7 protein-coding genes are annotated in these 15,000 nt (G+C 46.0%); 2 read left to right on the top strand and 5 right to left on the bottom strand.

The window, feature by feature from the left end:
* Positions 1-4 precede the first annotated feature (4 nt).
* The 4 genes from GKG41_RS03635 to GKG41_RS03650 all read right to left on the bottom strand — a co-directional run bounded on the left by GKG41_RS03635 (position 5) and on the right by GKG41_RS03650 (position 4,950).
* Positions 5-844, bottom strand: a complete 840-nt coding sequence (locus GKG41_RS03635) for a carbohydrate ABC transporter permease (protein WP_154257145.1) — start codon at positions 842-844, stop codon at positions 5-7.
* Entirely contained in the window at positions 844-1,686 is an 843-nt protein-coding gene (locus tag GKG41_RS03640) for a sugar ABC transporter permease (RefSeq protein WP_154257147.1), read from the bottom strand. The genes GKG41_RS03635 and GKG41_RS03640 overlap by 1 nt, the downstream gene beginning before the upstream one ends.
* A gap of 56 nt (positions 1,687-1,742) precedes the next feature.
* Positions 1,743-3,074 carry an ABC transporter substrate-binding protein gene (locus tag GKG41_RS03645; RefSeq protein WP_154257149.1) on the bottom strand — a complete coding sequence of 444 codons (1,332 nt, stop codon included), beginning with the start codon at positions 3,072-3,074 and terminating at the stop codon, positions 1,743-1,745.
* 196 nt (positions 3,075-3,270) lie between these two features.
* On the bottom strand, positions 3,271-4,950 hold the full coding sequence (locus GKG41_RS03650) for an alpha-glucosidase (RefSeq protein WP_154257151.1): 1,680 nt from the start codon (positions 4,948-4,950) through the stop codon (positions 3,271-3,273).
* 127 nt (positions 4,951-5,077) lie between these two features.
* Between GKG41_RS03650 and GKG41_RS03655 the strand changes: the two genes are divergently transcribed.
* Positions 5,078-5,941, top strand: coding sequence for an AraC family transcriptional regulator (locus GKG41_RS03655; protein ID WP_154257153.1), 864 nt, complete (start codon positions 5,078-5,080; stop codon positions 5,939-5,941).
* 66 nt (positions 5,942-6,007) lie between these two features.
* Here the strand turns inward: GKG41_RS03655 and GKG41_RS03660 are convergent, their stop codons facing one another.
* Positions 6,008-12,985 carry a family 43 glycosylhydrolase gene (locus tag GKG41_RS03660; RefSeq protein ID WP_154257155.1) on the bottom strand — a complete coding sequence of 2,326 codons (6,978 nt, stop codon included), beginning with the start codon at positions 12,983-12,985 and terminating at the stop codon, positions 6,008-6,010.
* Between the two features lie 549 nt (positions 12,986-13,534).
* Between GKG41_RS03660 and GKG41_RS03665 the strand changes: the two genes are divergently transcribed.
* Complete coding sequence (locus GKG41_RS03665) at positions 13,535-14,473, top strand: bile acid:sodium symporter family protein (RefSeq protein ID WP_154257157.1); 939 nt, start codon at positions 13,535-13,537, stop codon at positions 14,471-14,473.
* Positions 14,474-15,000 lie beyond the last annotated feature (527 nt).

Genomic DNA, 15,000 nt, shown 5'->3' on the forward strand with positions numbered 1-15,000 from the left:
TCTCCTAACCTTTTACTGCGCCAGCAACTACACCTTCAATGATATACTTCTGGCAGAATAAATAAAATATAATAATCGGTATAATAGACAGCACAAGCAGTGCCATCAAGGATCCATAGTCTTTCGCTCCGTAAGACCCCATCAGATACTGTACCACTACGGGAATGGTTTTATATTTTGTGGATACTCCTATCACCAGATATGGTAGCAGGTAGTCATTCCACACCCACATTGCATTTAATATTGCCACCGTAATGGCTGTTGGCTTCAAGATGGGAAATACAATCTGAAAGTAGGTCTGCAGCGGCGTACAGCCGTCGATCATAGCCGCCTCCTCAATATCCAGTGGTATGCTCTTCACAAAACCGCAAAACATAAATACCGACAGCCCTGCTCCGAATCCCAGATAAAGTACCACCATCCCCAGAGGATTATTAAGCTTTAAGGTATCTGCAAGCTTTGACATCGTAAACATAATCATCTGGAAGGGTACGATCATGGAAAATACAAAAGTATAGTATAAAACTGAGGAGAGCTTATTTTTTACCCTGGTGATGTACCATGCCGTCATAGAGGTAAATAAAACAATTGCAAACACAGAGAACACTGTGATAAACGCCGAATACCCAAAGGCCTGGAAAAAACCGGTCTTACGGATTCCCTCTGTGTAATTGGTGATGCCCGCGAACAATTCTCCTCTTGGAAAGCTAAATGGATTCTCACTGATGTAAAGCTTTCCTTTAAAAGAGTTCATGAGCACAAAGAAGATAGGTGTGATAAAGGCAACTACCAGCACAATCAAAAGGCAAAGAATGCCTGTATCCGCCGCTTTTTGTTTTTTCATCAGCTTTCCACCTCCTTCTTTCTGGATAATACTACCTGTGAGATTCCAATGATAGCCACGATAACAAAGAATACTACCGCTTTTGCCTGGCCAACTCCCTCAAATCCCACCTTCCCGTAGAACGTATTATAGATATCCAGCGCCATCATAGTTGTCTTATTAGACGGCCCTCCGGCAGTGAGCGCCAGGTTCTGGTCAAACATCTTAAAGGAATTGGCAATTGTAAGGAACAGGCAGATGGTAATGGACGGCATTACCATGGGGATCTTAATTTTAATTAACGCCTGCCAGCTGGTGGCGCCGTCTATTTTCGCGGCTTCCATCAAATCAGGCGATATGTTCTGCAGTCCCGCAATGTAAATAATCATAATATAGCCAATGAGCTGCCAGTTCATAAGAATTACCAGCCCCCAGAAACCATACTTGGCATCCATCAGCATAGTAACTTGATATTTGGCCAGCACACCGTTTATCATAGACTGCCAGATATAGCCCAGCACAATACCGCCGATAAGGTTTGGCATAAAGAATACGGTGCGGAATAAATTCGTTCCCCTGATTCCTCTGGTCAGGAGCAAGGCCAGAAGAAATCCAAACACATTTATGGAGATAACCGCTACCACTGCAAACCGGACGGTAAACCAAAGGGCATTGAGGAATTCTTTGTTGGTAAACGCCTTGATGTAATTATCGATTCCAACCCATTTTGCATTCGTTACTGTAGTGAAGTCGCAAAATGACAGGTATACACCCATAATAAAGGGAATCACAAAAGCAATAAAAAATGCAAGCAGAGTAGGAAGTACAAATATAGGAAAATATTTTTTCAGATTTTTATCCATTTCCTTCTCCTTATCCGGTAGTACCGGCGGACAGCCAAAGCTGCCCGCCCTGATATCTACTCCTGAACGGCTGCTTTCTCAGCCTTCCACTGTTCTTTTACTGTGTTTACAACATCGCTCCACTCCATGCTGCCCTGTGCATACTCTAAAAGGGCCGCTCCAAAGTTATCTTTAAAGGTCTGGCTGGGGAAGGTAGTAAATACCCACGGAATGGATTCTTTGCCGCTTTCCATGGAATCCAGCATAGATTTTGCAAGAGGATCCTGTGGTTTTTCTTCATCGTTAAAGGTAGTAAACGGCGCCACGTTGCCCAGCTTATTGGTCATATAGTCTTTCCCTGTGTCAGAATTAATCAGCCAATTCACAAAATCAACAGATGCCTTCTGGTTTGCCTCTGAGGTCTGGCTGTTAATGCTGAAGTAGTTCTCTGTACCGATGCAGAGGCCCTGATTTTCTTCTCCATCCAGGCCGGTATAGATAGGCATAAACTTAATGTTTTCTTCTTTGACTACATTCCCCTGAACCTCTCCAATCTGGCTCCATGCCCAGTTTCCGTTCTGTACCATAGCCACCTGGCCAAGGGCAAATTCTGCCATAGAATCATTCACACCCTTGCTGCCCAGCATGGTAGGCTCTGTGCTGGAATTGTTCAGATACAGGTCAAAGGTATTTTTAAAATTATCCGCGTAGGTAAAATCAATTTCCTTTAAGTCATCCACATCCTTATCCTTATATTCCGCGTACACGGGAATATTGGCAAGATGTGTCTGCCATCTCCACTCTTCTCCGGGCAGCAGGGAGGTGGAGGCGAACACGCCTTTTATTCCCAGGGCATCTTTTTTACTCTGCATGTCCTCAACAACCGCTTTCAGCTTATCAAAGCTTGTAATTTCATCCACAGAAGAAGCTGCTGCTCCTTCCATAGCAAAATATTTCTGCATAATCTCATCGTTGTAAATAATGCCGTAGCCTTCAATTGTATAGGGCACTCCGTATACCCCGCCGTCATCTCCTGTAATAGCCAGAGACGGATCGGTCAGAGCCTTATAGAATTCTGTATCGCTCAGATCCGCACAGTAATCCTTCCAGGACTGGTATCCGATAGGTCCGTTAATCTGAAAGAGGGTAGGTGCATCTGACTTGGCGATCTCAGATTTCAGGGTTGACTCGTAATTTCCTCCCGCTGCAGTGACAACTTTTACCTTTACACCCGTTTCTTCCGTGTATTTCTGAGCAATCTCTTCCCAGATATCCGTTACCTCCGGTTTAAAGTTCAGGTAATATACGCTCCCCTCAGCAGATGACGCTCCCTTGTCCTCTCCGCACCCTGCCAATGTGACAGCAGTCATTGCCATACAGAGTGCTGCTGCTACCAGCTTCTTCTTCATGATAAATCCTCCTTTATTCTTTTAAATTATCGGTTATCCTTTCGCTCGTTCGGAAACGTTGTCGGTATCTTTACCGGTAACGTTTCCAATTGACGATTTTATAGTAGCACACTTTACAGTGTGCCGCAAGTTTTAAAAATAAATTCCATTATTTCTACAATTTAGCATGGTACTTTTTGTCTGTTTTATACAATACTTAACAGCTAATTTTTTTCAGCAGTAGAACAACCGCCTGATATCCTTCCAGATACAGTCTCCCACCCTTCAGACTGAGGTCTCTGTAATTATTGAGGAGAATCTTTTCGCACTGGTCTGTCAGCATAAGCTCCTGTGATTCTTTCTGATAGTTTGCTATCACAGCAATTCTCTGCCTCTCACTCTCCCGGTAATAAGCAAAAATATTGTTGTGTTCCTCGTATGCCGGACGGAATGTTCCGTATACGAAGGTATCTTTATACTCCTCCTCTTTTCGCAGCCGGATTAGCTTTTTATAAAAAGAATAAACGGATCTCTCATCCCGTTGCTGGCTCTTAAGATTAATTTTTCTGTAATTACTGTTTACCATAAGCCAGGGAGTGCCGTCAGTGAATCCCGCATTTTTTTCACTGCTCCACTGAAAGGGAGTCCGGCAGTTATCCCTGCTGCGCAGATTTACAATTCTAAGGGCCTCTTCTTCGCTGTATCCCGCCTCCAGCGCTGCCTGATACTGATCCCTGGAAGCCACATCGTCTACCTGAGCAATATCCTGGAAAACAACATTTGTCATTCCTATCTCCTGGCCCTGATACAGAAAAGGAATGCCTCGCTGGAGAAGCTGTAAAACGGCAAGCATGGTTTTGCTTTCCTCACGGTCCGGTTCCTCCGCAAAGAAGGCGCTGGCACCTCTGGGTTCGTCATGATTTTCGATGATATTTGCCAGAAGGCCTATCTCCCGGGTCCTCTCCTGGCTGTCAAAGATAATTTTTTTTATCTCCTCCGGACGCAGCTGATTCATCTCGTACCAGTTGTCTCCTGTACGTGCAGACTCAATGCTGAAATCAAACATGGTAGAAAAGTACCCGTCTTCTCCGATAAACTTTTCCAGTTCCTCCGGTTTATTGTCAAAGACTTCAGCCACTGTAAATGCATTGTAACGGTCAAATGTGTTCTCTCTCAATTCTGTGAGGAATTCCCCGATTCCCTGGGCCTCCTGCAGCATGCATCGGATACTGCAGGTACCATCCTCCCGATCCGCAGGATAATTTCTAAAGTGCAGTTCTTTTTTTATATTAATAATTGCGTCAATACGGAATCCTGCCAGGCCTTTCTCCAGCCACCAGTTAATCATCTCATACAGCTTTCTCCTCACAGCCGGGTTTTCCCAGTTCAAATCCGGCTGGGTCTCATGAAATGTGTGCAGATAATACAGATCCGTCCCCTCAATCCGGGACCACGCGCTGCCCCCGAAGTTCCCTCTCCAGTTGTTGGGAGGCATCCCGTCCTTTCCTCTTCGAATATAAAAATACCGCCCGTACTCTCCTTCCGGATCCTGCAGTGCCTTTTGAAACCATTCATGCTCGGAGGAACAATGATTGATAACCAAGTCCATCAGAATATAGAGTTCCCTTTTCCTGGCTTCACTCAGGAGCTCCTCCATGTCCTCAATGGTTCCAAAGACAGGGTCTATGTTATAATAATCAGAAATATCATATCCCTGATCCTTCATAGGAGAACAATATACCGGAGATATCCAGATAATATCTGCCCCCAGCTCCTTCAAGTAATCCAGTTTTTCTATGATTCCCCGCAGATCCCCAATTCCATCTCCATTAGTATCACAAAAGCTCTTTGGATAGATCTGATATGCTACTTTATCGTGCCACCATTTTTTCTCCATCTGTTTTCTCCTTGATTTTTATCAGATTTTTATTATACTGGAATTATATCTCACATAACTGCAGGATTCTTCTGTTTTTTCGCCTTTGGAATAACATTATTTTCACCACATAAAAGGGAGGGAGCCTATGGATTCAGTCTTTCAGGAAATACAGCAGAGGGGGACTTTTCTCTTCCCTTTTCAGCACTATGAAATGAATAACGAGACAGGGCATTTGTTTGTCAGCGCCCATTGGCACAGGGAGATAGAGGTAATCTGCCAGATTCAGGGAACCACTATGCTCACAGTGGAAGGTACGGATTACAATCTATTGCCGGGGGATATCTGCTTTATTAACAGCGGACTGATTCACCAGTTTAAATCCGAGGATTCCCAATCCCTTTATTACGCTTATGTATTCCCTCTGGACTCCCTGGGATTCGCCCGGGAAGATTATAGCCAGGCTTTTTATCTGAAGCCCCTTATACAGGGAACCCTTTTGTTTCCCACAAGTATTCCCCGCCAGTCTGCATGCCGAAACAGTATCAGCAGCTGCATCCTCACGCTGATTGAAAAAAACAAACAGCAGTGCCCCGGATACCAGCTCTATACAAAAGCCATGCTTTATCAGATTATCAGCTGTCTGTACGAAGAACATATGCTGGTTCCCCAGCAGAAGACCGTGCAGTCCTCCGGCTTTGATAAGTCTATTCTTTCCTATCTGGAGGATCATTATTCTGAGAAACTATATCTGAATGAGATTGCCGGTTTCTTTCATATGTCCCCCAAATACTTCTGCAGATACTTTAAAAAGCATTTTGGGAAAACACTCATGGAATATATGAATTATCTGCGGATTGAAAAGGCATGCGGCATGCTGCTTTCCACACAGAAGCCAGTATTGGAAATCGCCCTTATGTCAGGCTTTTCTAACATCAGTTATTTTAACAAATGTTTTAAAAAATTAACGGGGATTACCCCTAAAGCATTCCGGGCTATGCACAGAAGCTGACAAAAGGAGAAGGACTGCTCCCTTTTTGGGGAACAGTCCTTCTCCTTTTCTTTTCCTTATTTCATACTACCTTGTTCTTGTCCATACGCCTGACTCATTTACATAATACTTACCAACCCATGCATCCGCAACCATTTTGCCGCTTGACTGGCAATAGTACCATTTGCCCTGCACCTTAATCCAGCCTGTGGCCATTGCTCCATTATCCTTCAGATAATACCAAGTGCTGCCAAGTTTCAGCCAGCCTGTGGCCATGGCTCCGCTGTTCTTCAGGTAATACCAGGTCTTTCCATCCTTCAGCCAGCCCGTGGCCATGGCTCCGCTGCTTCTCAGATAATACCAGGTTTTTCCGTCTAACAGCCAGCCGGTAGCCATGGCTCCGCTACTCTTCAGGTAATACCAGGTCTTTCCGTCCTTCAGCCAGCCTGTGGCCATCATTCCATTGCTCTTCAGATAATACCAGGTCTTTCCGTCCAGCAGCCAGCCCGTTACCATCGCTCCGTTGCTTCTCAGGTAATACCAGTTTTTACCATCCAACAGCCAGCCGGTAGCCATAGCCCCATTGCTCTTCAGGTAATACCAAGTCTTGCCATCCTGCAGCCAGCCGGTAGCCATCATTCCATTGCCTTTCAGATAATACCAGGTTTTACCATCCTGCAGCCAGCCGGTGGCCATCTTTCCATCGCCCTTCAGGTAATACCAATGTTGTCCGTCCTGAATCCAGCCAGTAGCCATCGCTCCGCTGCTCTTCAGATAATACCAGGCATTTCCATATGACAGCCAGCCCGTTACCATCACTCCGTCATCCGCCAGATAGTACCAGGTTTTTCCATCCTGAATCCAGCCGGACTGCCGGTAGCCTGCCTGGTCAAAATGATACCATTTGCCTTCAATGAGTTTCCAGTCTTCCTTAACAAAAGACCCATCCTCATTTTGATACATCCAGCGATCTCCATCCTGAACCCACGCTGCTGAAGGCGCTTTCTCCAGAAGCTCTAATTCAATATAGTCCAGATCCGCTGCTGTCAGTTCCGCACTCTTGCCCACAGAGATAGTATTTTCACCTCTGTTCAGCTCAACCTCCAGTTCATAGCCCATCCAGTTGTCTACGCATAATCCGTTTCCTGGGGAAGCGTTGAAGGAAACCACTTCTTTAGCAACCGCTTCTCCACCGTTTACAGATACCGCCAGCCCCGCATTGTCCGCGCTGGTAGCTGCGCCGAGATACAGTTTATAGGTACCTTTATCTTTTACATCTGCTTTGAAGGTTACACTCGCGCCTTCATTGTCCAGACCTGTTACCTTCTTTCCTGCAGAGGAGTTATAGGTTTCTTCCACAGCCGCACCGTTGGCAAGCTCTCCGCTTTCCGCTTCTATGCGGGTCCGCTCTGTATCCGGTGTTCCTGAAGGTTTGTTTACTTTTGCATCATATGCAATTGCCTTGCCAAAATTAGGAGTTCCATCTTCATTCCATGTAAATTTCTGGGTCCGCACGCCTCTACCGTTCCATCCCTGTCCGGCTCCTCTTGTTGCATGGTACACAATATAGGATTCTGTGCCGTCTGGTGAAGTTGTAAAGCAGGCATGGCCTGTGGAATAGGTAGAAGGTGCATTCTTCATAAATACAGCCTCTGTTCCCTTCTCCCAGTCATCCGGATTCATTGGATCTCCGTCTTTCTTCAGCGTCAGTCTGCCCAGACAGTAGTCGTCGGTCCAGCTTCCACTGGCAGAGTAAATAATGTTGGTTATTCCGTCCGGTGATACTGCAATCTGTGCGCCTTCGTTGATTCTTGGTGTTCCATTCAATTCCCATGCGTATTCCGGGCGGGAGAGTTCCACTCTCTCACTGGAAATGGTACACGGATCTGACATCTGGGCAATGTAGATTCTCTGTTCTACATTTACATCCCCTTCCCAGCCGGACCACACGGCATATAATTTTCCGTTGTATTCCAGAACTGTCTGGTCAATGGCCCACTTGTCTGTGGTCGGTGCTAATTTTCCTTTAAATTCATACTCGCCCAGAGCATTGTCTGTCTTGCTTTCCAGCACATACATTCTGTGGTCATTACCGGCTCCCGCGGTGTAATAGATATACCATTTGCCGTTCAGATAGTGGATTTCCGGCGCCCAGAGCTCTCTGTCCGGTTCACCCTCCGCAGGTGTATAGACCATATACGGCTGCGTTGCAGCGATTCTGTTCAATTCTTTTGAGCGGGATACATAGATTTCTTTATCCTTATGCACCCTTACATAATAGTAATATCCATCCTGGTAAGTCACATAGGGATCTGCCCCATAATTCACCAGAGGATTGGAAAATGCACTGCTGTCGTAGAGGCGGATGGTGTACTCCTCATGGAAGCTCTCATCCAACGGGGAGGTTACCTCAACCTTTCCGGTAAGCAGCTCGTTGTCTGCCTGAGTTACCTTTACATCAAAGTAATCTTTGGACTCTTCTGCCATCTGCGCTTTGATCTCCGGAATCTTGCTCAAGTCTTTGACTTCCACGGAATACTCATGAGTGTTAGTGTCAAAGCCTTCCAGAGGTTCACCGTCCAATGTGATGGAATCCAGCTTGGGATTATAATTGTAGAATGTAATATAGTCCAGTTCAGAGAAGCTGTTTGCTCTTCCGGAATGTGTAACGGTAAAGGTATTCAGTCCTTTGTTCAGTTCCACTTCCACCGGATAGGCCGTCCATACATCCCATCCCTTAGGGATATAATCTACAATTTTTGCGTTGGAGATATCTCCGTTTACATAGTATTTGGCGGATGCATTTGGCTGATCCGTACCGCTTCCTGATACAATATCAACTCTGTAGGTTCCAGCCTTTGGCGCATCCAGGGTAAAGGTTACTGTGGCGCTGGAATTATCAATCGTTCCAACTTTTCTGCCGCCGGAAGCGTCTCCTCTGTCCACCGCCTTGGCAGGCAAAGTAAGTCTTGCGTTTTCCGCCTCCATTTTTACCTTCATTTTTCTCGCAGTTACGATTTCATCAGAGCTCATGGCTCTGTTGTAAATCTGGATATTGTCGTAGCATCCCTTAAAGTAAGGGTCATCATAGAAGGACTTTCCAAGATAAGAGATCAGATCAGCTCCCAGCTCCTGGATACTTCTCACATGGGGATTGACAGCGATGAGCTGATCGTCTACATACATAGACATCTTGTGCCCCTCTACCACAACCTTTACATTCACCCATTTATTAAGTCTTCCGGTCTCACCGTCTACCAGTTTATATTCGTTCTGCCAGCTCCTGGTTGTGATACCAGAAGTAATATCATAGTCACGGAACCTGATAAACATATACCGGTTATTATCCTGGCCTATACTAAAGTCCACATGATTTGTGTCTGTTGTCTCAGGCTTTACATCCATACTTATAGTCAGATTATCCATACCGTCGAAGAATCCGGTTGGCAGCTGTGCATAAGTACCCTTAGAACCATCCAGGTATAATACATTACTCTTTTTCTCTTCGTCATACTTGTATGCAGCATTGCCGAACAGTGCGGCATTCAAATTATTCCCTGATTTATCTTTTATTGTGCCGTCTGCAAGTTCTTCCTCAAAATCATAGGAAATTACGGGCTCTTTCTGTTCTGTCTCATTGATCTCTTCTTTTGCAACACCCCACTTAGCGGTTAAAGCATCATACTCCTCCTGAGTAATCGGAAGAATGACACCGTGTTTACCGCCGTCCTGCATAATATAATCATTGTTAGACAGGGCTTTTACGTTATTAGGTTTATCCAGGTCATCACTGATAAAGGGGATATAACCTCTGGTCTGTCCGCCGTATTCATCTACCATGACGCACCATTCGTCTCTGTCGTTAAACTTAAACATGGTGGCGCCTTCGTAAGGACCCCTGAAGGATTCCAGGCAGCCGTCTGCAGAGTTATCGATCTGGGTATAATTTGCCCCCAGATTCTTGTAAGATTTGTCGCCGATGACTACTTCATTTACTTCTTCCCCGTATGCCAGAGGATGCTCCTCCGCAGACTGAAGAATCACATGGGTGTTATCACCCTCCTCCAGCTTAATCAGCTTGTAATACTTATTGCCTTCTTTGTGAATGGACGTATCAATATTACTTCCCAGATCATTGTATACCTCAGGCTCTGTAAAGGTATAGAAATCTCTGGTCTTGGATACAAAATTATACTGCCTTGCATAATTGTCGTCAGCCACCTTGCTTGACCAGTATACCAGATATTCTCCGGTACCCTCGTCATAGATAGCCTCCGGCGCCCAGGCACAGCCGGCATTGACAGAATCTGCCACAACAACTCTTCTGTGATCTGTCCAGTTTACCAGGTCCGTAGATTCCCAGATGGTGAGTGCCTGACTTCCCTGGGTGGAAAGCTTGTCCCAGTCAACGCCGCCGTACTGGTAGATATTCTGATCGGTAGCTATCAGATAGAATTTATCCCCGTCTGCGGAACGGATAATATAAGGATCTCTGACCTTTTTATCGCCAACCTCAGACTTTAATACTGCTTCATTATTATTCAGGGCCGTCCAGTCCAGGCCGTTCTTGCTGATGCCAAAGAAAACATCCTGTTCTCCCACCTCTCCAGGATGCTCTTTAAAATGGGCATACAGATAGGCGACATACTCTTTTTTCTCCGGCTTAGCCTTTACGGTTGTTTTGATCTCCCGGGATCTGGTTACCCCGTCCTTCTCCGCCGAAACCGTAAGGGTCACCGATGTATCCTTGTCCTGACGGGTAACAACACCGGCAGGTGTGGTGTAATAATTGTCATTCTCTTTTTCTTTTGTTGAGATTACGGATTCTTTATCAGACTTCCAGGTAAGCGCCAGGCCATCCTGCTCTGTGGGAAGCGTGATGTTTTCCATAATGTTATCCTTATTTCGGATCTCAACCTTGCCCAGAATCTCGTCCAGGGAATCTTCTGTGGACATATCTCTCTTAACCGTAACATTGGCTGTAACTGTCAGAGGAATATTTCCAAGGTTCTCTACGCCTTCCGGCAGAATCACGGTACCCGTTACCTGAAGTTTCTGTTCTTCTTTGTCTGCCGGGTCGTAGCCTTCAGCATTCCATTCTACAGCAGCCTTCTTTTCCACCCCTTTTTCCTGAGCAGAAGTGATAAGGCTCGCCTGAATATTCCAGTCTTCCGGTGCAGTTCCGTTTTCTACTACATTCTCCCCTTCCGGACTCTTTACCTCAATGAGGTTATCCACATTCACGGATCCTGAGGGAGCCGCCTGGGGTGTCACTGTAGGTCCTTTTACTTCCAGTACCGTATTGCCGTCTGCGTCCTCTGTAAACTGAAGACGGTCAATGCACAGACGCCTGGGTTCTGTATCTTTCAGATTATTATGGCAGTGATAGATCATGAACAGCTCCTGGCCGTCGGGGGATTCCGCGATTCCGTGGTGGCCCGCGCCGTGTACCATGGAGTTCGACTGCATAATAGGATTGTTCTCGTATTTAGTATACGGGCCGAGAGGAGAGTCGCTGGTTGCATACCCGGATCCGTAATTATTGCTCTCAAAGTGAGATCCTGAATATGTAAGATAGTACACACCATCTTTCTTAAGCATAAAGGGCCCTTCATTCACTCTGGCCATATCCGTCTCCCAGCCTGTGTCAGGTGTCAGAACACGGGTAATAGTGCTGTCATCCATGGTCATCATATCATCATTTAATTTTGCGCCTTCGATCACATTTCCGTTATCGAATCTTACAAAATAAATATAATACTGTCCGTCGTCGTCCTGGAATACATGAGCATCGATCTCCTTGATATCATCATGCATGGGTTTCTTTTCTTCCTGCACAAAGGGACCCAGAGGAGACTTGCTGGTTGCCACACAGAGGTGTTCCTCGGATACATAATACATATAAAAGGTACCGTCACGCTCAATAATATCCGGTGCCCAGAAGTTTGCATTCCCCCAGACATCATCCTTGGAGAGCGCCCAGCCCTTGTCGGCCCAGTGAATCAAATCTGTTGATGTATAGACTTTAATTCCCTGATCGTCATTGGCATCCCCTGCATTGGTAGGATACAGATAATAGGTGCCATTGTAGTACAGTACATCAGGATCTGCGCACATGGAAAGGAGCGGGTTTGTATAAGTATCCCCTTCGATTTCCGGTTCTGTATAGGCAGAGACTCTGATGTTCCTGTAGGATGCATTGGAAAGCCAGTTTCTGACACCTACGCTTCCTGCCGCGTGATCGCTGTCCTTTGCTTCAATCTTGGCAAAATTATTTCCATTATAATCTACATAACAAGAGATCTTATCTCCTGAGACAGCTACGGTCAGATGATAGGTCTCCCCGAAATTAACCGTTGTTTTCTTGGAGGCAAGCTCTGTCCACTGATTTCCCCTGGTTTTTCCAAGAGTGACCTTGCTGTTCTTAGCATCTACACAGAAGTAATATCCATTATATCCATCAGCTACATTGCCTGAGGCCTCAGAAGCACGAAACAGGATACCGGCCTGAGAGCTGGACTTGTCACCCATATCTGCCTGAGCATCCACGGTAACATCTGCTTCTATTACAAAATCTGTAAAACTTTGCTCCTTTACGATTGCCTTATTACCTGAACCTCCGGTTATAGTAAGTGCATTATCCACACAGTTAAAATCACCGGCATTGTTCCCCGGATAGGTATCCAGTTCATCCATATTTGTGAAATCGTTAATGTAAAGCTGTTCTCCCATGCCCGGAAGGGACGGGCTTTCATTAGTATAATTTGTGCCTGCCTCCTGATTGAGCATGACAGGGGCAGCCTCTCCACTGTCTGTGTCCTCCTCTGATGGTATATTATCCCCGGCTTCGTCCTCCCGGTTTTCTCCATCCGTTTCATTCTGTGAGAGATCCGGAACATCACCTTCATAGGTTCCGGGTTCCTCATCCAGAACAGCCTCATTTGCTGACGGAAGATCATCCGCCTCAGCCGCCAAAACCGGCATATTCATGGAAGTCAGACTCACGGTAATACCCATAAACAAGGCGAGTCCCCGTTTTGATTTTCTCCAAAACTTATTTCTCATCCTTTTCCTCCCTTTCTAATATTCTTTTTTTGTCCAGAGTTTTTGTGCACTTCACCTAATATTCTTGGCAATTTATCCGGATTCACCATCAATATAACATAATCCTGCTCTTAAATCAACACATATTTTGTTTTATTACATAGATTTTGTTTTAATTTGTACCCCTTTCAGACAGCTTGTATGGCACTGTCTGGCAGGTCCTCTGGTAAGCCCGTACATCTTTTGATACATGTGTCTTACTTGTGCATTATTCGGAAATGTTTTATGGGTAAGCGCCATTATCGGCTGACTCCCCTCATGATAAAAACCGAAGAAGGGCATTCCACGCCCTGGCTGGATAAAAAACTGGAAGAACTGGGCTACGGGTTTTTATAAAGATTTCGCCTTATTTTTGGTACGCCTCATGTTGACATTCGTATCACAGATTGCTATGATAAAAACAGTATCGCAAAGGTTAGGCCCTTTGTCTCTTTGTAGAGACAGGGGCCTTTCTGTTCCTTACTTAACCGGCAAACCACACAAGATACTTTTGTCAAAGGAGACCCCCTTATGAATACCTTAAGAAAAATCACCAGCTTTGTCAGCCGTTATATGGCGGTTATTGTAATAGCCGTCTCAGCTCTGGCTCTCTTCACTCCGGATACCTTTGGTTTTATAAAAACTGCTTATGTCAATACGCTGTTGGGTGTTGTCATGTTCGGCATGGGATTAACCTTACAGCCAAATGATTTTAAAGTGGTTTTCAGCCGTCCCAAGGACGTTATCATCGGGTGCCTGGCCCAATTTACTATCATGCCTCTTCTGGCATTTTTGCTGACCAGGCTTTTTTCTCTTCCCACAGATCTGGCCATAGGCGTAATCCTCGTGGGGACATGTCCGGGAGGGACCTCATCCAACGTAATGACGTATCTCTCCAAAGGAGATGTAGCGCTCTCCGTGGGCATGACCAGTGTTTCCACCTTACTCGCACCCTTTCTAACCCCTCCCCTGACCTATCTCTTTGCGGGCACCAGAGTAGAGGTTAATGTTCTAAGCATGTTTTTATCTATCCTTAAAGTTGTTGTCATACCCATCGCAGGCGGCTTTATCATCCATCACTTTTTTAAAGCCGTGACAGAGAAAATTGTGGAGATCCTGCCGCTCATCTCCACAACCGCTATTGTTGCTATTGTTGCCGCAGTAGTGTCCGATAATGCCTCCAAAATCATGACGTCGGGTCTTGTCATTGGCTTCGTCGTTGTCCTGCACAATCTTCTGGGATATGCCTCCGGCTATGCCGTAGGCAAGGCCCTGAAACTGGATACCCGAAAATGCAGAGCTGTCTCTATTGAAGTAGGCATGCAGAACGCTGGCCTGGCAACGTCTCTGGCATCCACACACTTTGCGCAGTATCCCCTGGCGACCATACCTGGGGCTGTCTTTAGTATATGGCATAATACATCCGGGGCTGTGCTGGCGAATATCTATAGGAGGACGGCTGATAAATAATAGTTTTGTGTATGTAAAGTTCGAGATAAAATAGTCGGCGAGCGGAGTGTCGCAGACGGACGGTCAAGGGAGGAGGTCTTGGGGCCAGGGGTACTGGGTGGATCTGCTTGCTACTGCGTTTCTCCTTAGCTAACTGCCTGGCCGTTCACTAAGAAGCTCAGGAAAGCCTTCGCTCCTAAGTGACCGCCGGCAGTGGATCTTCGGACGCACTCCGTAGTCTGCACAGATCCACCCAGTACCCCTGGCCCCAAGACCTCCTCCCTTGACCTGGCAGAGACTCACTTCACATTCACGGAAAACGGGGGAAAGGTTGAGAGTTGTACATTTCCCTCTTATTTCGTACTATTGTCCGCTTGATGTTTTTGATAGATAGCGAACCCCCTGGAACTTCCCCATACCCAGGTGAGAGGAATCCCGCGGCAGCGGGCTGGCTGGGTTGGGCGGGAGGAAGGCTTAAGTTCCGGGGACGATTCCGCAGGAGTGAGTAGAGAGTCTTAGGCAAAACCGGGATTCCCGCAGGAGATTTT

Origin of the sequence: Lactonifactor sp. BIOML-A5 (assembly GCF_009677585.1) — a bacterium.
Taxonomy (GTDB): domain Bacteria; phylum Bacillota; class Clostridia; order Lachnospirales; family Lachnospiraceae; genus Lactonifactor.